This is a genomic window from Desulfitobacterium sp., from assembly GCF_034927245.1.
GTDB lineage: Bacteria > Bacillota > Desulfitobacteriia > Desulfitobacteriales > Desulfitobacteriaceae > Desulfitobacterium_A.
Genome location: NZ_JAYFQK010000070.1, coordinates 1 through 20,392 on the forward strand (window position 1 = coordinate 1; position 20,392 = coordinate 20,392).

Genomic DNA, 20,392 nt, shown 5'->3' on the forward strand with positions numbered 1-20,392 from the left:
TTCTTTCCGTTAATTTAGTAGCTTGAACAACTCTACTTTAACGGAAAGGTGCTTTTTTTTGTATAACTTTTGGATCCCCACCCGCATAGCAGGTGGTTTTTTATTTCGCTGCGCTCAACAGGCTAAAGCCCATAATAAAGAGGCCGACAACTTCTATGCTTGGATACTGTTCGGCGAAAGCCATAACAACCGGTATTAAGATGATGGCCATCGCTGCATTATTGGCAAAGTTTGTAGTAATTACTGCAAAGGCTAACAGTAAGCCGGCAAAGACAAGGAACGGTTTATCACCTAATAATGGCTGCAGTACTTGAATCAACCACGGTTTGATCCCTGTCACATCACTCGATACAGCATTAGCTCCATATAAAGCGGCAACCACCAGGAAATAGACATCCCAGGAATAACTCTTGGCTGCGACCATTTTAAAGGGCAAGGCAGGATTGCCGTTGATATGAATGACCATTAGAATAATGATGGATATTAAGGTTACACCCAAAGGTCCCATTGTTGACAGAACAGCGGTGACTCCCCAGGATTTCGGTAAGAAGCTTGGTGCCAAAAGCAAGAAGATGTAGGCAAAGATGGTGCCAAGCATCAACTTTTGTTGCATGTTCATTGGGGGCAAGGGATTTTTCTCGAACTGCTCTACTGATATATTTTTTAATTTAGTCAGATCCGGTCTGAAGACGAATTTAACCAGCAGTATGAAGATAATTAACATAAGCGTTGACATAATAACATTAAACAACATATATGATAAATTATTGACCATTAATCCCGTTGTTTTCTGGAAGGTACCCACAATCGCTAGGGCCGCCCCCTTAAAAGCAAACATCGGTTGGCCCAAAGTCGCTGCCAGATAAACACCAAAAACGGTAATCGGATAGACTCCTTCGTTTTTTTCGATACCGAGTTCGCGCATAAATTCGACGGTAATCGGCCATAAAATCAAGAGGCTGGCAATAGGGTCGGTTAGACCGCTCAACCAATAAGAGGCTAGAAAAAATATAAATAGGAAGATATAGGGCTTGCCATTGATGATTTTGCGCGTTAAAAACCACCTGGCCATATACTCGGTGCAGCCGGCATATTCTACAGCGGCAAACAATACCATGGATAACATCATCAAAACACAAACATCTGACCCGAAGGCTTCCAATGCCACCTGTTTTAATGGGGCAAAGCCGGTCATTCCAATAAGGAACAGCCCCAAAAGACTGGGCCAAATACTACCGACCGTTGACCATAAATACACCATTCCAATAAAAATTGCGAGAATGTGCATCCCCATTGGGGTAATCGGTTCAATAGGATCAAGTAAGGGAAATAATAGCATAAAGCCAATACCGATAGCACTGTTTATATACATAGATGTATTAGGTGATTTGTTCTTCTTAGCACTTTCACTAGCATTATTCTCTTTGATAGTTTCTGCCACTTTCCTCACTTCTTTCAGAAATATATCTATTATGACTCATGTACTCCGAAAGTTTCCTTTTATTCGTTTCCTCCTTTCCATTTTACATGGGATAATAATATAGAAACGATTAAGTACAGCTTTATTATACAGCTTCGCTATTTCTTAGTTTGTATTAGTAATTACAATCTCAAAAGTTCTTTACTTAATCATAACTCTATCATTATTCTACATTCAGTGAGGAAAGAGCCATCCAATATCCTTGCCATATTGCTAAAACTTGTTTACCGATATTATTGTAATCTAGGTCTATAGCCATCAAATCATCGATCATTACTGCCAATTCCTTTTCAATACGTTCTCTTACTCCCAGGTTATTTTCTTGTTTGGCCACATCAACAAAACGCATTTGAACAAAATCTGATTCAACGAAACGATTAAAATCTAGTCTTTCCATACTATTTCCAACCCTTCTTATTATCAGGTATTCCCCTGCTATACGAAATAAATTACTCTCCTATTATATCTATTTTTTCGCAAATGTACGACCACCTAAATTAAAAGTTCTTACCGTATGATCGAAGCATGCTAACACTTTCTCCCAAATTAAGAAGTTTCCCTGACAGCAGCTATTACGGGGTTTGATTCCAATAGATTCAGTATTTCTTTATCCACAATATCCTCTCTAATGTGCAATAACCGTTATAATGTGATTGTTATTCTTTTCAAAATTTAATACCCTTAATTATAAACAATGATCGTTTTTAGTACAGTTTCAGTTATTTCCAATCGCTTATCCTAAATCATTTGCGCTAATAATTCTAAGGGATGATAAACTGGAAGTTTAACTAAATGATTTATCTGAACGGAGCACATCCCACATTCAGTTACTAATGCTTCAGGATTAACATCATCAATAGCATTCTTTAAATTCTTCCCAATCTCATGAGAAATCCATTGTTTTTCAATTTTTAATCCATAACTTCCGGATAACCCGCAACATCCCGCCTCTAAAGGAGTGATCTTAAAACCAGCTACATTATTGAGTAAAGATAACCCGGGTGTACCCAAACCGGAAGCTTTAAGGTGGCAAGGTTGATGATAAGCCATTTTTAGGCTTCTCTTTTTTTCCTTGTTAAGTAAACTATAAAGGTCTTGAGTAAGATTATCATGTTCTAGTAGGAATTGGGCTGCATCCCAAATAAACGGATTATAATTTTCGGCTTCCTTAATATCTAAAAGATTGCGGTATTCTTCCTTAATTGTTAATAGACAACTTGGACAGGTAAAGAGTATAGGAACACCTTCTTTAATATATTTTTTAATTATACTGACATTATGTTTAGAATATTTATTAATATCTTGTAACCGAGCATTAGAGATAGCAGGCTGACCGCAACACATAAATTCAGGAACAATAACCCTATAATTAAGTTTATTGAAGATCTTTACTAATGAAATTCCTACTTCGGGCCTATTATACTCTGTAAAGCAGCCCGGGAAATACACAATTTCTTCTATTTTCTTTTCTGCGCAAAGTTTTTGTTCATACCTTTTTAATATATCACTAAATGATTTCGTGCTATAGGTTGGCATTGAAGCCTTTGCCGAAATTCCGACTAATTTTTCCATTATAGCCTTTACTAATCCGGTTTTCATAAAAAAGTTTACCCCTTTAGGCCAAATATGGACGAGTTTTCCTAAACGAAGGGGATTAGAAAAAATAAATTCCCTTAAAGCTATCCTCTTCTTGGAAAAATGGTATTTAGTTAATTGGTTAATGCTTGCAGGCAAGACCCCTGCCGGGCAAACTGCCTCACAGATTTTACAATTTGTACAATAATTAACCGCAGAATCGGGTTGTAGTTGTTCACTTTGAGAAAGTCTTAGCCAATCTAGTCCCAGTTGTTTTGGACCGGGGAAGGCTGGATTTACCTTAACCACCGGACAATATTCTACACAAATAGAGCATTTTACACAGGAATTTAAAGCATCAATTTGAAATTCTTCTAATTTCATATCTATTTACCTCGCAATAAATTAAAACGTATTATTTACACATTACTTCCCGCTTTGTAACCGGTAGCCAAGGCAAGTCCTAAACCATTCTTCTCCATAGAATAATTACAATGGGCTAATATACTTCCTGCAGAGTAAAGATTCTCTAAATTAGGATTTGGTCGTAATAAGTTATCAACCTCTATCCCTGAGCTCAAGAAAGGCTGGCCATTTAAAGAGAAAAAGGGAGTGTCATTAAACTGATTAGGAGCATAAACCTCAAGATTAAAAATAGGTTCATAAAGAACATTTTTTTTGTCAATTAACCCTCCTCCCCAAAACGAACCGGTAGCCAAAATAAAACTCTTTGCTTCAATAATATGCTTAGAATGTGAGGAATCTTGTACTATTATCGAAGTGACCTTTCTATCTTTTGCATTAAAACCAATCACTTGAGTATTATGACGAAATTCTGCACCATGATGGCTAAGAAAAATTGTGAGTGCTTTGTCTAAACGCTGACCAGGAATAGACGGAGGAAGCCCGGGAACTTCGATAACTTGAGCTGACAATTCCGTTGTTAATCTCTCCCAAACGTTATAATTAGGTTGTTCCCCTAATACTGAAGGAAAAACAAACAGGGTTTCTTCATCAGAAAAATATTCTTTTCTATCACACTGATTAGCATTCTGTTGTCTTAGTTCATTAATTACACTGTTAAGAATTTCATCCTTAGTTAATAAATGAGCCAAAGAATTCGATTTGAGATCTGCATTTATTTCCAAATCAATTATTTGGGATATTTTTTGTGCTTTAGGGAACATATTTTCTTCTAAATTATCTAAATACATCTGGGGATAAAAATCGCCATATCCTGTGAAGCCTACGGCTATTACTTTCTTAATCATTTCTCTTTTCTTAATGATCATACTTGCCGGGACAAAAGCCGAAGGATGAACAGTCCCCAATGATGTGAGCACATGCTGGTTATCAGTTATATCGCCGACCAGCCTATAACCTGAATAACCAATGATTTCCTTAAAGAAATCAATACTTTCCTGCAGAATATCAAAAACCTTAGCATAGGGATGTTCTGGGTTCCGAATAATCAATTGGCGTATTTCTTCATAAGGATTAGGGGCAATCGTCTCCGGGTTATCTAAACAATACCCCCAAAAATCCAGACATCCTGAAGTTATCGACAATGCACCTTGACCCTTAGCAACCAGAAGAGTATTTTTGCCCTTAGAAATAGCTTTAGATGCGGCAACTAAGCCGGACATTCCCATACCAATAACTACAACGTCATATTTCATTGCTTTTCTCTTTACTCCGTTCAATATTAAAAATTGTACTATAAACGCCTAGCGTTAATTCGCTTTCCCTAATTTGAGAATCCCAAAGGAGCCTTTTCTGCCCTTTATAACGGTTTTCCAAGAAATCTACTAAGTATTCTATTGGATTTTCCGTTTTCTTTTTAAAACAATTCCAAGCTGCACCTAAACTGCGAAATGAACAATATAATCCCTGACAAGTCCCCATTCCGATACGAGTCTTGCGCCTCAAATCATCTAAGTTATGGGTATTATCCCAAGATGCAACTTCTTCTACCTCACCGTAACTAATATTTTCACATTCACAAAGGACAGATGCTTTATCCGGAAACTTTTTCAAATAATTCTCAATCAAATAGGCTCTTTCTCCATGTCTTTGTACTACCTTCGAATGCTGATTTGAGCCAGCATTAATTCCACCCAATTCCACTAATGGAGTCATAGGATTAACATCAATACTGTTTTCCCCCATAATCTTGAATACATAGTTAACCGTCTTTTCGGCCATTAAGCGATAAGTTGTCAATTTTCCCCCAACAAGGCTTAATAGGCCACTCAAACCATCTTCGCAGCCATGATCAATAATAGTAAATTCTCGAGAAATTGTACGTCCATCCTGCCCTTTACTGGTATTATCAACATATAGCGGTCTCACTCCTGAATACGCTCTTAAAATCCGATAATTCCAGATTTTCGGTATCAGTTCTTTACCAGCGTTCAAAAGATCGTTTACTTCTTTTTTAGAAGGTTCCGCAGTATCTGGATTATCAATATTTATAGAAGTTGTTCCTAAGATCGTTACTGTATGATGAGGTACGAAAATATCCCCGTCACTAGGTGTACGCAATCGATTAAGTACTTGTGACGTTATGCGCTGATTAAACACCAAAAGAGATCCTTTATTTTTTACTAAACTAAGTTCAATTCCCGCTAATGAAACTACCTGATCGGCCCACGTCCCTGTAGCATTAATAATTACTTCACATTCCCAGGTTGCTTTTACACCCGTCAAAGTATTTACAACCTCTGCACCAACGACTTTGTTATTTTCAATAAGAATTCCAATAAGTTTAGTATAAGTTAAGACTTTTGCACCGTACCGAACAGCTTGATAAACATTAGCCCACACTAGGCTTGACCCATCAATTATGCCATCAGGAACAAGATATGCTCTTTTCAAATCCTTAGTCAGAAAAGGATTTGACTTTAGAACCTCATTAATTCCAATTTCTTTGGTTTCTATTCCAGCTTCTTTACATCCATTAAGCCAACCTTCTAAATAATTATCATCGTCATGTTTATGTTGTAGATATAATCCCCCTGTATTATTGATACAAGTTGGGGCTATTTTCTTGAGGATAGTGTTTTCTCTAATACACTCTTTTGCTGCTTCTAAATCATTTGATGCATAGCGTGCACCACTATGGAGTAATCCATGAAATCTAAAACTTGCACCATGAGCTAGATCTTTTTGCTCGATTAAAACCGAATCAATTCCTCTCAAAGCTAATTCTCTAATAATGCCAACACCGGTAGCTCCTCCTCCAACAACGAGTACTCTTGTTTTATTCATAGCCATAATACTCTCCTTAAAACAAAAAAGGCCGTAATGCACTCACAAAGACAGGGAGTGTCATTACAGCCTCTCATTTCTCTAGCCATAATTTCATAATGGAATTTGAATATAGTGATATTATACACCGTATTTTTGCACCTTTCAATTCTCTGTTTTGAATTGGCAAAAAGCTATATTTGAGGTAGATAATAACACCTGCGATAACTTAAGTCAAAATAAGCGCACACATTCTAATGTAATTACAAACATTAAATAATAATTTATTAACCATTTCTATAGGTGGAAGATAGTAATACTCCATCTGCGGCACTTGAATGGCTTTTATTCCGTTCTTTATTTTCAGGTTCTTCTACTAAACTGATTTTTGCATCTTGAACATTCTGTTCCTTATTTTTTGTCTCCATCTCGTACCTCCCTAGCTGGAATGTGGTTTAATCCTAGCATTTGTAATTCAGCTAAAAAAATACATAAAGATATTTTAGATTTCTGGTTAAGAATTCTGCAGCTCCACGTCGCAGATCATCCCCGCCTTGAATTGTCCATCCGGGTTCTCGACCAAAATCTCCACTTGGAACATGCCGGTCTTGGCATCAGCGACAGGGGCGATATTGAGCACTGTACCCTGGGCACTTGCGTTAATGGCTTGCACTTTAACCTCTGCTGTACTTCCGACTTTCACCTTGGAAATATTAGTTTCAGTAACATTGATATGCACTTTTACCTCTTGGTTATTGATCAAGGTCATCGCGGCTGCTTGCGGCGAAGCCATTGTACCCACATCGATCGTTTTGGAAGCGACTTCTCCGGTTATGGGAGCTTTCACTAGACAATCGTCCAATTTCTTTTGGGCAATGTCCAATCCTGCTTTGGCACCGGCCATTTGCGCGGTGGCTGTGTCAACGGCAGCTTTAGCTGAATTCTGAGCGGTTTGCAGTTGGGCATGGGTTGTATCTACTTTGTCTTTTGCATTATTCAGGTCGATCTGAGATACCGCTCCCCCATCATAGAGTGTTTTCAAACGGGTATAGTTATCCATAGCCTCATTGTAGGCAATCTGGGCCGGGGTGATGGTAGTTTGGCTGTCATAAGAAGCTTTACTATTATTATAGGAAGTAACCGCCGCGTTATAGTTGGCTTCCGCCTGCTTAACCTGTAACTCCAGATCTGTGCTATCCAGTTGGAACAACACATCTCCCTTTTCAACGTGCTGGCCGATCTCTACATTGATCTTGCTGACTTTACCGGTAACATTCGGGATAACCCCCATTTGATCAGCCGCTTCGATGGCACTGCTGTAATGGATGGCTTGCTGGGAGTCGGAAGATTCACCGGTCTGTTCTCCCAGTGCGGTGTTTGCAGGATCTTCCTTAAGGTGAATTTTCACTGTAGCATTCATTCCAAAGGTCAAAGGAAGATTGTCCTTGTTGTCGATGACCACTTTGACGGGGATCAATTGAGTGACCTTGGAATAGGTGCCACTGGTGCTGAAACTTGAAGTACCGGAGAAATAGGTTTGGGTCGCCCTATCAATCTCCTGAACACTCCCTTGAAAGGTTACACCGGGATAGGCATCAATCTTTACGTCCGCCCGCTGCCCCACCTTAATCTTGACGATATCCGTTTCTTCGACATTCACCCCAATGTAGAGGTGATCCGTATCCGCAATGACCGCCAACTGTGCGGCAGGAGCCACAGCTTGCCCTTGAATGGCGTTGTTTTTAACGACCGTTCCCTTAATCGGTGAGGTGATGTAGGGTAAAACGGCTTGGCGCCCGAGAACTTGATTCTTTTCGACCGTGTCACCCTCTTTTACATTCCACTCCAGTAATTCTCCAGAAGCGCTGGGGGTAATGGGATACATTTTCGCGGTGACTTTAGCATTATCCGTTGAGAAATAACGGTTGTTCTCATTAAAATAATAGAACCCTGCACAACCGGCAATCAAGACGATGACCGTGAGGATGGACAGGAACACCCTTTTTATGCTTTTTTTACCCTTGACTTGTTTCTTAAGCTGCTGATCTTCGGTTTTTAATTGTACTCCCATGAAACGCTCCTCCTTTTTCTCGATCCAAAATTAAGATTAAACCGCTTCGGCCTCTTCGAACTGACTCTGATAAAGATCGGCATAGAATCCATTCTTCGCTAACAATTCCTCATGATTCCCTTGTTCCACGATATCACCGTCATTTAGCACTAAGATCATGTCCGCATCACGTATCGTGGAAAGTCTGTGGGCAATCACAAAACTTGTTCGGTCACGCATTAAATTTTCCATGGCTTTTTGAATCAATATTTCCGTTCGGGTGTCAACGGAACTGGTAGCCTCGTCTAAAATTAAAATCTTCGGGTCAGCCAGGATTGCCCGGGCAATGGTAAATAACTGTTTTTGTCCCTGGGAGATATTGCTGGATTCTTCATTCAGAACCATATCATAACCGCCCGGCAAAGCACGGATGAACTCATCGCAATGAGCTGCCTTGGCCGCTTCTATGACCTCTTCATCGGTCGCCTCAAAGGTACCGTAGCGTATATTGTCTTTAATCGAAGCATTATAGAGCCAAGTATCCTGGAGCACCATGCCAAATAAGGAGCGTAAGTCATTGCGGGTAAAGTCATAAATGTCATGATCATCGATCAATATTCTTCCGCTGTCAATTTCATAGAACCGCATTAATAGTTTCACGATCGTGGTTTTGCCTGCCCCGGTCGGGCCCACAATGGCGATTCTCTGTCCGGCTTTAATGTCCGCCGAAAAATCATGAATGATCTGCTTATCCTTGCTGTAACCGAAATGAACATGTTCAAAACGGACAGTGCCGAAGAACTGATCTAATTTGACCGGATGAGATGTTTCCGGAATTTCTTCTGTTTCCGCTAAGAATTCAAAGACACGTTCAGCCGCCGCCGCTGTGGACTGAAGGGTATTGGATATCGAGGACAGCTGGGCTATAGGTTGGGTAAAGGATCGCATATATTGAATGAAGGCTTGAATATCTCCAATTTCTACGACTTTTTTAACGGCCAGATACCCCCCGAGAATACTGACCACCACGTAACCCAGGTTACCTACGAAATTCATCACCGGCATCATGATGCTCGTGATAAATTGGGATTTCCAAGCAGTACTGTACAATTTATCATTGACCTTCTCAAAAATGGCCACGGATTCGGCTTCTCCGTTGAAGGCCTGAACAATATTATGACCTCCATACATTTCTTCAATATGCCCGTTGATCTCACCCAAATACTGTTGCTGCTCTCTAAAGAACCGCTGAGAGCGCTTAATAACCACTCCGACAATCGCCAAGGATAAAGGGATGACCAGTAAAGCAGCCACTGTCATCATCCAGCTGATGGACAGCATCATGATCAAGATACCGACGATGCTTGCCACTGAAGTGATGATTTGATTTAAACTTTGATTGAGGGTTTGATTAATCAGGTCCACATCGTTGGTAATCCGGGACAGAACCACTCCATGGTTTCTTGTATCATAATAATTCAAAGGGATTCGGTTCATCTTTTCCGAAATCTCTCTCCGCAGTCTATACGTGACATCCATGGCCACTCCAGACATCAGATACCCTTGAACGTAAGAACAAATTGCGGAAATCACATAAAGAACAACTAAGGCCCCAATAATTTTACCGATATAATCGAAGTCCGTCAGAAGCCCCGTTCCGTAATACCAAGCGAATAATCCTTCGGCAAGTTTCGTGGTGACCTTGCCCAGTAATTTAGGTCCGATAATCGTGAACACGGTAGAGAATAGGGCAAAGAAAATCACGATAGAGATGGTTGTCTGATGAGGTTTTAAATACCCGGCTAGTGTTTTGAGCGTCTTATTAAAGTCCTTGGCCTTCTCGCCCCCACCGGGCCCGCCATGCTGCCCCCCAAAAAAGCCTCTGCCCGAATTCTGGCGGCGAGGCGTGGACCCTGTTTGATGTTCTGCATCACTCATCGCGCCAGTTCCTCCTCACTTAATTGCGAATAGGCGATTTCCTGATAAACCTCGCATGTTTTCAAAAGTTCATTGTGCGTCCCTTTACCTACAATTTCCCCATTGTCTAAAACGATAATTTGTTCGGCATTCATAATCGTGCTGACTCGTTGGGCCACCAGAAGAATCGTACTTTTCTTGGTTTCTCGATTCAAAGCAGCCCGCAGATTCCGATCGGTCTTGAGATCAAGCGCGGAAAAGCTATCATCAAAAAGATAGATGGGGGCGTTTTTGGCCAAAGCCCTCGCGATGGATAGGCGCTGTCTTTGCCCTCCTGAAATATTCGTCCCGCCTTGAGCAATGATCGAATCATAGCCTTCTTCCTTGGTCGCGATAAATTCTGTCGCTTGGGCAATCTCAGCCGCCTTTTCCAGGGTTGCCTGGGTTGCATTTTTATCTCCATAAGACAAGTTGGATTTGATGGAACCCGAGAATAAAATGCTTTTTTGAGGAATATAACCGATTTTTTCCCGCAAGGATCTCCGGGTGACGGTGCGAGTATCTTGACCATCCACAAGGACTTCACCGGAAGTCACATCATAAAAACGCATGATCAAGTTCAGCAGTGTTGACTTACCGCTGCCCGTGGAACCGATAATAGCCGTGGTCTGACCCGCTTTGGCCACAAAGTTAATGTCGTGCAGGACATCATCTTCTCCCCCGGGATACGCAAAGTTCACATGACGGAATTCAATCGTCGGCTGAAAATCTTTTCTAAAGCTGACCGGTTTCTCAGGATCTGTAATACTGGCCTCCTTCTCCAAGACCTCCGCGACCCTATCCGCTGCAACCGCTGCCCGCGGGAACATAATAAACATCATGGACATCATTAAAAAGGCCATAATGATCTGCATGGCATATTGCATATAAGCCATCATATCGCCGATACCCATTTGAAAGGACGAGACTTGCTTAGCCCCCACCCAAACGATAATCACAGTCACTAGGTTCATAATCAGCATCATAGCCGGCATCATAAGTGCCATAGCTCGGTTGACGAAAAGGTTCGTCTCCAGTAAGTCTCGGTTGGCTTTATCAAAGCGTGCTCCCTCGAACTTTTGGGTATTGAAAGCCCGAATAACCAGCATTCCTCCGATGTTTTCCCGGGCCACTAAATTTAAGCGATCGATCAAGGATTGAATCAGTTTAAACTTAGGTATGACCACGGAAAATAATACGACCACGAGCCCAATTAAACAGAGGACGGCAATCCCAATAATCCAGGACATGGATGGGCTGCTGGCAATGGCCTTGATGATTCCTCCCACTCCCAGAATCGGAGCATAAAACACCAAACGAATCATCATCACTAAAACGGTTTGCAGCTGGGTAATATCGTTGGTCGTTCGTGTAATTAAGGAAGCGGTGGAAAAGTGATCGAACTCAGCATGGGTAAACTGCTCCACTTTCTTAAAAACGTCTGAGCGCACATCCCGGGCGAGACCCGCGGCCGTCAGAGAGGCAAAATAGCCCACCGTCACGGAAGCGGCCGTTCCCAAAAGAGTGATCAAGAGCATGATCGCCCCCGTTTTCAAGATATAATTCGTATTCCCTGTCATTACCCCGGTATTGACAATATCCGACATATAATCCGGTAAGGCCAAATCACAGTTGGCTTGTAAGAACAATAAGGCAATGGCACCCAGAATAAGCCCGTAATAGGGTCTTAAATACTTAGATAATTTAATCATGTAAATCCCCCACCCCAATGATTAGGCGCTTTGCCTTAGTCATTTTCAGTAACGATGTCATAGAGCTTTTCTAGGAGTCGAAGCAATTCTTCCGTATCTTTTTCTCCCATTCGGTTAAAGATCTCCGTCATTGATTCCAAAAATTTCTGGTATCTTTGAGCTATATACTTCTCACCGCCATCGGTCAGACGAACATAGACAAGCCTTCGGTCATTTTTCGTAAACACCCGTTCAATATAACCTTCATCCTCCAAAAGATTAATCATCTGGGATACCGCCGACTTGCTAATTCCTAAATGATCACTTAGAGAGGATATCGTTACTCCTTCTCTTTTAGTGCTGTTCATTTGGACCACCTTTAACAGCTTGAATTCACTACGAGGAATCTCCCCGGACATTTTCTTATTCATCATATTTCTACGAAACTTCTCCATAATCTCGTAGATCTTTTCGGCATTGCTAATCTGCATTTTCCGACCTCTTTTCAAAACATTCAGTAAGTATGTTAAAGGTTAAGTAACTTAACTAACGACATAGTAAATTCTAATCATCCGATATTCATTTGTCAATAAGTTAAATAGTGGGATTCGGTTTAAAAACTTAAAAACCTAATACAATAGACAAGCTTATAAATTTGTGGTAATTAATTAAATAACCGATGTATATTATATAAAGAAATGCTTACTTCAGGTGGAATTTTGACTCCCGATAGTTCCGGTGGAACTATCGCACTTGTTTCTGAAGTTTACGAATTGAAGAGATAATACATATGGAGAGAATAAAGTTGGATAATCTTAAAAATATAGCTTCAAAAAATATTATATACCTTCGAAAACGAAGTCAAATGACACAGTTAGAACTTGGTGAAAAACTAAATTATTCCGATAAGGCAATCTCAAAATGGGAACGTGCGGAGGCAATTCCTGATGCCTATATTTTGAAACAGATGAGTGAATTATTTCATGTTTCTGTGGATTACATTTTGACCGACCACAGTAATGAAGAAGAAACACCGGAAACACCCGCTCCGCTTAGATATTACAATCATATGACAATAAAGAAAATTACCATTGTCGGGATATGGACGCTTGCAATATTGATTTTTACTATATTTTGGGCGTTGGGTTATAGAGAATGGCTGATTTTTGTTTATACCTTACCGATATCTTTGATCGTTTTGCTCGTGCTAAACTCAATATGGGGTAATCGTAAAAATAACTTCTATATTATATCCGGACTTGTGTGGAGCATTATAGCAGCCATATACCTGTCATTTTTTAAGTATAATTTATGGTTGCTCTTTATTTTGGGTATTCCTTCCGAAATGATCATATACCTTAGCTTTAAAATACCCCAAGAATAGGCTCTACGATTTGTAGAGTCTAATTTTTTTACTCTACGCCTTTATCTTTTTTCGTATAATCGTAAAAAAGTGAAGTAGGTAGCGATTTTCTGTACGGCAATCTAAAATAATTGTAAATCAAGCCATAGAAAGTCGAGGTAATCAACGATGATCAGGAGCAAGAAAAAGGTAATTCAAGGAATCGCAAATAATATAATGGAAATCAGTAGCGTCGGCACTACTATAGGTAGTCATACCGGCCCCGGCACAGTAGCCCTATTTTTCTGGGGAGGAAAGAGGAATGACTAAAAAAGAAGAATTTGCCAAAATAATCCGCGCCATCACGGTGCCTCCGCTTTTAGTGCTTTCGCTGCTTATTATTCTCTTTTATTCAAAAGACGCAATATTTAAAGATATTTACGAATTAGCAGCTTCAATTACGTTTTTGGTGTTAATTCCCGTCGCCGCATATCCGCTTGCTTTGGTTATTCCGAAATACAAGGATAAAAAGCGCGAGGGTCAGCGTAATTTAGCCTTCATATTAAGTCTTGTCGGATATATCGCCGCCGTTATCTACGGAGTTGCCGTTCATGTGAGTCAGGGTTTACTCTTTATTTATTTGACCTATTTTATTTCTGTTGTTGTATTGATTGTGTTCAATAAGATTATAAAACTACGTGCCAGCGGTCATGCCTGCAGCATTACCGGGCCGCTGATTTTGACGATATATTTCATCGGTTGGAAATGCTTTATATGGTGTTTGGCTCTGTTTGCTTTGATTACTTGGGCATCGCTCATATTAAAACGACACACACCGAAAGAGCTTATTTTCGGTAGCACCATTGCCGTTATTGCATTTACATCAAGTTTGTTATTTGTATAATATAGTTGCAATGGCCAAAACATGATATAGTTAACTCAAAGGAGGGTTTATTAATGGACATAGCTGCCTTATCCATCATTTCCAATCAGGTTCAACTCAAACAGCAAGCCTCCATCTCAGTTATGAAGATGGTTATGGACACCTCCACTGAGCAAACCCAAGCCCTGTTGGAAATGGCTTCAGGACTTTCCCGCGATATGGAGTTATCTGTAAACCCCAGTCTTGGAAGAACTCTTGATGTATCAGTATAATAAAAGCAAAATTATAGGACCGAAGCAAAGAGAAAAACTCTCCCTTTACTCCGGTCCTTTTAACTATGAAGGCCCATAAAAATAAAGGTCCAAATGTCTAGCTGAAACAATCAGACCTTTTGTGAACTGGTGTCAAGTAATCATGCTATAGTGTCTCTTAATTATGCCATAGGGGCCTATTCGTTACCATGTTCTTCCACTTACAACCAGTTGTTTTTAATACTGCTTTTAATACCTAACCATCAAAACCTTTTTCAATTCACTAACACTTTCCACAATCCGAGTCGGATTTTCCCCTTCTAATTCAGACCGAGAACCAAATCCATATAACACACCAATGGAATCTATCCCGATTGCTTTGGCACCCGTTATATCGTACTTCCGATCCCCAACCATCACCATATTGTCCTTTGCATTCAAGCCGCATTCCTTTACGGCGTAAGCAATCACTTCATCCTTCCTGATCCGGGTACCATCTAAATTGCTACCACTAACGAAGGTAAAATACCGATCTAAGTTAAAATGATCTAAGATTTGTCTTGTAAACGGTGTCGGTTTCGAGGTAGCAACGATTAACTTTTTGCCATGCTCAACAAGCGCCTTAAGCAACTCGGGTATTCCCGGATAGACACTATTCTCAAATAGCCCCTTGACCGAAAAATACTCACGATACTTGGTGATGGCCAGGATGGCCTTCTCTTCGTCAAATTGATAATACTCCATAAATGAGTCTTTTAGAGGAGGCCCAATAAACTTACGCAAACTTTCACGGTTCGTTTCCTCAATACCGAAAGATTTTAAAGCATATTGGACAGAATTTATAATTCCTACTTGAGAATCCGTTAGTGTACCATCTAAATCAAATAATATGACATCATAATTCTTTTGCATTAGTCTTAAAACTCGTCCTTTCATCAGTCAGTTCTTCAGAAGGCTCTGCAAAATCTTCAGCATTCAGATCCACATAATACCAAGCATAAAGCACCTCCGCTTATGCCGAAATAAAGCGTTCGGCTTTCAAAACCCACTCTTGTCTTAACTCCCAGAAGGTCGCTTGTGTCGATTTAGGCGTATCCCAGTAATGTGTTTGCGTATCAATTTGAAAAATGCGGTTCCAACTGCTTACTTTTTCTGCCTCCGTATGATCAACATCATCTTCTTCGGACAACGGCAAATAGACATTACTTAAGACGCAGTGCCACATACCAAAATCGGAGAGTAGCACATCTTTATCTGGAACATCAATCGTAAGCAACACAATCGGCTCACCCTTCTTCGTCCACCGACGGTGTGAGCGCATATCCGGGCGTTTGCGGATGCCCTCCCACTGATACCAGGCCCACACGGGATAATGAACATCTTTCGGCGGCTGACCGATGCGTTCCGACATCTGCCCGGCAATCCATTTATATGCGTGAAGAAAATCATCCTCACAAAACAAATGATGTTCATCCGCTCTCATGATGCCGTTTTCTAATAGCTGCAGATATGCAGCCCTATGCTGAATCGTCCAAAGAAGCATCATTGGTCCCCTCCTCATTTTCCATTATGCTCATCCTCCCCATAGGGCTTATAGGTTGCGTTAAAGACCATATCAAGAAGCCATTTCTTAAAGGGCAGTATGGCGGATAAGAAGTTGTAAGTACGCACGAATGTCTTTGCGCTGCATCGTTTAATCTAGCCAATAATAAGTATATGACGGCCATTAGGCCGTCCTCGCTGTATTTATGGGATTGGTTTATATTACAATAAATAATTTGTAGTTTAAATTCTATTAAAAAAATGAAATTTGTTCATGGACGAGATCACTATTTTCCCGATCTAAATTGCTTTTATAATTGCCTTGGCCCTCAAGCATACTAACCATCCCCTCTTTATGAGCGCGTTCTAGCCAAAGCCCTACTTGTGAATCTTCAACATGGAGAAGCTTTGCGAGTTCTTGGGTATTCTTAGCCGCTTGTAAGGCATTACATAAATAGGGTAGCACAATAGGAAATAAATCAAAATCCTCCTGAACATTTACCCAAATGCTATGCGTGTTGGTCGTCGCTAAGTCATTCCCTCCCACTTCGGAGTTTTTGTTCCTATCAAACCAATCTTTAATACTTACGTTTTGTGAAAATACCTTTTCGTTTAGGGGGATACCCCCCTCATTAACGAGAGCTTGATTACCCTGCGGACATGAAATATCTGAGCGGACATAAAGAGGTACCCACTTGGATTTTAGGTTTTCTATAGCACCCGCCCAAGTCCCGCCCTTTTTTTCTGTTGCCGAAATGACAACAGCATAATGAGCCAAAGCATAAACGTATTTATTCCGGTCCATTGCATTATAAGCGCGAAAAGGAACCTTTGGATGAAAGGGTGAAAGAAGTAAAAATCTATTGTCCAGTATATTATTTCGCGTATCTTTTTTACGAATCGCTTGTTCCAAACCATTGGACAATATTGAAACCGCATTCCCCCCATGAGTTAGAGCCGTATCTTGAGCAATTGTGTCTACTCCTCTTGCGCCTCCAGAAACAATGGTAAGCCCTTCTGCAACGCACCTTTTAGCAAGATTTGCTGTAAATACACTGCCCTCTTGATCAACATCACGCGAACCCACAATCGCTACTCCACCAGACGCAAGCCTATAATCGCCGGCACCAAAAAGGAACAAGGGGGATTTCCTTTTAAGAATCTTTTTTAAGCGTGAAGGATACGTCGATTCTGCCCTGGTCGTTATCCATATTCCAAGGCTATTTAAGCGTTCAATTTCCATTGACATAGCTGCTCCACGCGCAAGCAATCTTTGCATTCGATCGACTAAAGCATCGTTCAAATTGAGTATTTTCTTCCACTCTTTAGGCTCCGACTGAAAAAAAGCACTCGGACGCTCTAAGGATGAATTTGCAAGTTTCTCAGCTAAGGAGTTCCATTCCGAAAAACTTAAAGGGCGTAATTCGTTGTTATCCCTAGGCAATCCCATGCTGCTCGTAAGAAGAAGAATCCCTTGGCTGTCTTTCGTTAAACGTGTATTCACTCACTATCCCCCCTTCCTGCAGTTGAAGCTAAGGCAATCGGAAAAACCTTACCGCTTCCGGCCTCCCGTAAAAGCGCCCCGCAAATCGTCATTGTCCATCCTGAATCGATCATATCATCTACAAGTAAAACCGGACCTTCTGGGACAGGACCTTCTATAGCAAAAGCTCCCTTTAAATTCATTGCTTGTCGCATACTATTATTCATAGTCTTCTGCTCCGCCGTTTCTTTAACCTTTATAAGGGATGGAATAAAAGGAATCCCTAATTTCTCAGCTAAACGCTTGGCCAAACCCGAAACTAACTCGGGCCTGCGCAAAGAAGGAACTGCTGTAACCCAAGTTGGATGTGGACTCGGATTCCAAAAAGCAACTAACTCACTCATAGCATTAACCAATTCATCGCTAAAATAGCCATCCCCAAACTTATTCTGCGATACAAGACGCCCCCAACCTGCATCACCATACATACAAAGAATTTTCCCTACTTCGTTGCGCTGATCTTCTTTTATCCGTCCTTTGCGATGATCGATCCCTCCCACAGGCCACTGTTTACGAGGCTCAATCGAGAGATAATCTCTTCTAAGAAAATGGATTGCCTCCTGAACTACTGTGTCACTAACATTTGAATGAAAATAATCTCCCCGACAATTCGCACATTGATTACATTGACAAGCATAGGGATCATCTAATTCTTTCGAAATATATTTCATATAACAAACCGACGTCCGCGTAAATTCTTGCATCTGTTGCATCTCGCTTCGACGTAAAGCAGTAATACTGTCGTAATGTAAAGAATCAGGCTTCCAGGGATTGATCGTTCGATAAAAAGAGCTCTTATTTTTCGCTACGATTCCTTCTATCTCTAATATCTTTAATGTCCTTTCAATCCTCCCTTTACTATAATTCACTTTAGCCATCATCTCGTTAATTGTCAAACCTTGCTCCGATTCCTCGAGTGCCTCGACAACTTTAGACATCTCGGTAAAAGACGGCAATGCTGAGTTTATGAAATATTCTCCGATCTCATCGTCTTCTCTGCCTGCCAACAAAATCGCGTAAGCCGTATCTAGAGCCCTACCTGCTCTGCCAATCTGCTGGTAATAGGCAATAACAGAGGAAGGCCGCTGATAGTGAACAACAAAACCTAAATCCGGTTTGTCAAAACCCATCCCGAGTGCAACGGTTGCCACCAAAGCTTTAACTTCATTGTGAATCAATTTCTGTTCGAGAATTTCCCTTATAGAATTATCTAATTTTCCCGTATACTCAGCAACATCCAGCTTATTTGATTTTAACCATTCGCTCACTCGACGGCAGTCAGCGACGGTTAAACAATAAATAATTCCAGAACCGGGAAGTTGATTCAAATTTTCCGCTAACCAGGCAAGTCTTTCCGCTTGATCATCAAGATGAATAATCTGAAGTCGCAACGATTCTCGAATAAGAGGGCCTCTTGAAATAAAAAGTTCAGGTCCAAGTTGTTCTTTTATGTCCTCGACAACACGTGAATTCGCTGTAGCAGTTGTAGCAAGAATCGGAATATTTGGGGGCATAGTTTTGATTATGTCGATGATGCGTCGATAATCCGGGCGAAAATCATGTCCCCAATCCGAGATGCAATGAGCTTCGTCGACAACTAGCATGGCAATGGCTTCTTTAATATTCGTTAGAAACTTTAAGAAATCCTGGTTAGCTAGCCTTTCCGGAGAAATAAGGAGAATGTCATATTTTCCTTCATTTAATTCCGCCTCAATTTGAGCCCATTCTTCTTGATTAGAACTATTTATCGTGGCTGCATTAATCCCGATCTTTTGTGCGGCTTCAATTTGATTGCGCATGAGAGACAACAACGGGCTAATGATTAGCGTAATTCCTGATCCTTGATCACGAAGCATTTTTGCGGCAATAAAATATATAATGCTCTTTCCCCATCCCGTTCGTTGGACAACTAAGGTCCGTCTTTTATGAACAACGACCGATTCGATAGCATCCCATTGTCCCTCCCGAAAGGATGCCCCATCGCCCAACATTTGGTGCATGAGATTTAAAGCAATTTTTTTTGAGTCACTCAATGAACAACCCTCCACCCCTTTAGATGATTATAAAGGAAATTTTTTCAATTACCTGGAATCTTCTGCTTACTATAATAATCAATCTGGTGAAACGGCTTGTCCATAAACTATTTATAAGTGTGAAACCTTGCTTTTCACTATTTTGTTGGATAAATTACTCGATGGTAATCTACTGAGAGCCTATTTTCTATAAAACGGCCTCCAACTATATGATTCACTTTTGGCCCTCTGTAGTTGCATCATAGAAAGTCCAAGTTCTCTAAATTCCATTTACTTAAAGGTTTTAAGAAGAGTATTTCCAGGAGGAGATACTACTTTCAAAGAGAACAGCTCAATCTTCTAGACGTTCTATCAAAGCTTGGGGTCAGCGAGACTGAAATTGTATCTAGAAGTCGTCTTTCACTTAGCAAATTAAGAAAAGAGTATCAATATCACCCTGATATTCCTAAAAGTGTAATAAATGCAAACAGCTCAATAAAAACAATGAATGAAATACACTCTTTATCCGTCACTTCTGATGTTAAAGATTTTCTTTATTCACGTGCAGGGTTAAGTAAAAATGACCCTAACCGTCTTACCAATGAAGTTTTTAGAGTCATAAAACCTATTATCAAAGAAGAACCCAAAACGCAATTATTGACCTCTCACCAGCTTATTATTTAAGTTTCGCACCCAATAAAATGGCTTAGATTTGACCTTAAAAAGTAAAAATAATAGTTAAAATCCGCATGAACACTAGGTTTTTGGTATAATTAAGTGTCCAACCAAATCAACCAAAAACGAGGTGTTATCATGCG

General features: G+C 40.5%; 17 protein-coding genes. 3 read left to right on the plus strand and 14 right to left on the minus strand.

From position 1 onward, the window contains the following. Positions 1-100 precede the first annotated feature (100 nt). The 10 genes from VB077_RS15620 to VB077_RS15665 form a co-directional block, all read right to left on the minus strand. Positions 101-1,441, minus strand: coding sequence for an SLC13 family permease (locus tag VB077_RS15620; protein WP_323416186.1), 1,341 nt, complete (start codon positions 1,439-1,441; stop codon positions 101-103). Between the two features lie 202 nt (positions 1,442-1,643). Beyond that, complete coding sequence (locus VB077_RS15625) at positions 1,644-1,877, minus strand: hypothetical protein (RefSeq protein ID WP_323416187.1); 234 nt, start codon at positions 1,875-1,877, stop codon at positions 1,644-1,646. A gap of 341 nt (positions 1,878-2,218) precedes the next feature. Beyond that, positions 2,219-3,439: an anaerobic glycerol-3-phosphate dehydrogenase subunit C gene (locus VB077_RS15630; protein ID WP_323416188.1), complete on the minus strand. Its 1,221-nt coding sequence runs from the start codon at positions 3,437-3,439 to the stop codon at positions 2,219-2,221. Positions 3,440-3,474: 35 nt separating this feature from the next. Further along, positions 3,475-4,734, minus strand: a complete 1,260-nt coding sequence (gene glpB / locus VB077_RS15635; protein ID WP_323416189.1) for an anaerobic glycerol-3-phosphate dehydrogenase subunit GlpB — start codon at positions 4,732-4,734, stop codon at positions 3,475-3,477. Next, positions 4,724-6,331, minus strand: coding sequence for an anaerobic glycerol-3-phosphate dehydrogenase subunit GlpA (gene glpA, locus VB077_RS15640; RefSeq protein WP_323416190.1), 1,608 nt, complete (start codon positions 6,329-6,331; stop codon positions 4,724-4,726). The genes glpB and glpA overlap by 11 nt, the downstream gene beginning before the upstream one ends. Before the next feature lie 260 nt (positions 6,332-6,591). Further along, positions 6,592-6,732, minus strand: coding sequence for a hypothetical protein (locus tag VB077_RS15645; protein WP_323416191.1), 141 nt, complete (start codon positions 6,730-6,732; stop codon positions 6,592-6,594). Between the two features lie 86 nt (positions 6,733-6,818). Beyond that, the gene (locus VB077_RS15650) at positions 6,819-8,375 is read right to left on the minus strand and encodes an efflux RND transporter periplasmic adaptor subunit (RefSeq protein ID WP_323416192.1); all 1,557 of its coding nucleotides are present in this window, start codon (positions 8,373-8,375) and stop codon (positions 6,819-6,821) included. A gap of 36 nt (positions 8,376-8,411) precedes the next feature. Continuing rightward, positions 8,412-10,292 carry an ABC transporter ATP-binding protein gene (locus VB077_RS15655; RefSeq protein ID WP_323416193.1) on the minus strand — a complete coding sequence of 627 codons (1,881 nt, stop codon included), beginning with the start codon at positions 10,290-10,292 and terminating at the stop codon, positions 8,412-8,414. Next, entirely contained in the window at positions 10,289-12,022 is a 1,734-nt protein-coding gene (locus tag VB077_RS15660) for an ABC transporter ATP-binding protein (RefSeq protein WP_323416194.1), read from the minus strand. Before VB077_RS15660 ends, VB077_RS15655 begins: the two co-directional genes overlap by 4 nt. 35 nt (positions 12,023-12,057) lie before the next feature. Beyond that, positions 12,058-12,492: a MarR family winged helix-turn-helix transcriptional regulator gene (locus VB077_RS15665; RefSeq protein ID WP_323416195.1), complete on the minus strand. Its 435-nt coding sequence runs from the start codon at positions 12,490-12,492 to the stop codon at positions 12,058-12,060. A gap of 314 nt (positions 12,493-12,806) precedes the next feature. Between VB077_RS15665 and VB077_RS15670 the strand changes: the two genes are divergently transcribed. The 3 genes from VB077_RS15670 to VB077_RS15685 all read left to right on the plus strand — a co-directional run bounded on the left by VB077_RS15670 (position 12,807) and on the right by VB077_RS15685 (position 14,498). Continuing rightward, positions 12,807-13,385 carry a helix-turn-helix transcriptional regulator gene (locus VB077_RS15670; RefSeq protein ID WP_323416196.1) on the plus strand — a complete coding sequence of 193 codons (579 nt, stop codon included), beginning with the start codon at positions 12,807-12,809 and terminating at the stop codon, positions 13,383-13,385. 280 nt (positions 13,386-13,665) lie between these two features. Further along, positions 13,666-14,247, plus strand: coding sequence for a hypothetical protein (locus VB077_RS15680; protein ID WP_323416197.1), 582 nt, complete (start codon positions 13,666-13,668; stop codon positions 14,245-14,247). A gap of 53 nt (positions 14,248-14,300) precedes the next feature. After that, positions 14,301-14,498, plus strand: coding sequence for a YjfB family protein (locus VB077_RS15685; RefSeq protein ID WP_323416198.1), 198 nt, complete (start codon positions 14,301-14,303; stop codon positions 14,496-14,498). 228 nt (positions 14,499-14,726) lie between these two features. On the opposite strand, the gene VB077_RS15690 is transcribed toward VB077_RS15685, so the two are convergent. From VB077_RS15690 to VB077_RS15705, 4 genes are all read right to left on the minus strand, one after another. Then, on the minus strand, positions 14,727-15,389 hold the full coding sequence (locus tag VB077_RS15690) for an HAD family hydrolase (RefSeq protein ID WP_323416202.1): 663 nt from the start codon (positions 15,387-15,389) through the stop codon (positions 14,727-14,729). 100 nt (positions 15,390-15,489) lie between these two features. Next, the gene (locus VB077_RS15695; RefSeq protein ID WP_323416199.1) at positions 15,490-16,038 is read right to left on the minus strand and encodes a DUF3841 domain-containing protein; all 549 of its coding nucleotides are present in this window, start codon (positions 16,036-16,038) and stop codon (positions 15,490-15,492) included. Positions 16,039-16,272: 234 nt separating this feature from the next. After that, positions 16,273-17,523 (minus strand): DNA-processing protein DprA, encoded by a 1,251-nt coding sequence (locus tag VB077_RS15700; protein WP_323416200.1) that lies wholly within the window; start codon positions 17,521-17,523, stop codon positions 16,273-16,275. Beyond that, positions 17,520-19,595 carry a RecQ family ATP-dependent DNA helicase gene (locus VB077_RS15705; RefSeq protein WP_323416201.1) on the minus strand — a complete coding sequence of 692 codons (2,076 nt, stop codon included), beginning with the start codon at positions 19,593-19,595 and terminating at the stop codon, positions 17,520-17,522. The genes VB077_RS15700 and VB077_RS15705 overlap by 4 nt, the downstream gene beginning before the upstream one ends. Positions 19,596-20,392 lie beyond the last annotated feature (797 nt).

Bases quoted from the DNA above. Each gene is read 5' to 3' on its own strand.
- glpB (WP_323416189.1), bottom strand. From the start codon at position 4,734: ATGAAATATGACGTTGTAGTTATTGGTATGGGAATGTCCGGCTTAGTT.
- VB077_RS15625 (WP_323416187.1), bottom strand. From the start codon at position 1,877: ATGGAAAGACTAGATTTTAATCGTTTCGTTGAATCAGATTTTGTTCAA.
- VB077_RS15685 (WP_323416198.1), top strand. From the start codon at position 14,301: ATGGACATAGCTGCCTTATCCATCATTTCCAATCAGGTTCAACTCAAA.
- VB077_RS15630 (WP_323416188.1), bottom strand. From the start codon at position 3,439: ATGAAATTAGAAGAATTTCAAATTGATGCTTTAAATTCCTGTGTAAAA.
- VB077_RS15650 (WP_323416192.1), bottom strand. From the start codon at position 8,375: ATGGGAGTACAATTAAAAACCGAAGATCAGCAGCTTAAGAAACAAGTC.
- VB077_RS15690 (WP_323416202.1), bottom strand. From the start codon at position 15,389: ATGCAAAAGAATTATGATGTCATATTATTTGATTTAGATGGTACACTA.
- glpA (WP_323416190.1), bottom strand. From the start codon at position 6,331: ATGGCTATGAATAAAACAAGAGTACTCGTTGTTGGAGGAGGAGCTACC.
- VB077_RS15660 (WP_323416194.1), bottom strand. From the start codon at position 12,022: ATGATTAAATTATCTAAGTATTTAAGACCCTATTACGGGCTTATTCTG.
- VB077_RS15680 (WP_323416197.1), top strand. From the start codon at position 13,666: ATGACTAAAAAAGAAGAATTTGCCAAAATAATCCGCGCCATCACGGTG.
- VB077_RS15655 (WP_323416193.1), bottom strand. From the start codon at position 10,292: ATGAGTGATGCAGAACATCAAACAGGGTCCACGCCTCGCCGCCAGAAT.
- VB077_RS15645 (WP_323416191.1), bottom strand. From the start codon at position 6,732: ATGGAGACAAAAAATAAGGAACAGAATGTTCAAGATGCAAAAATCAGT.
- VB077_RS15665 (WP_323416195.1), bottom strand. From the start codon at position 12,492: ATGCAGATTAGCAATGCCGAAAAGATCTACGAGATTATGGAGAAGTTT.
- VB077_RS15695 (WP_323416199.1), bottom strand. From the start codon at position 16,038: ATGAGGAGGGGACCAATGATGCTTCTTTGGACGATTCAGCATAGGGCT.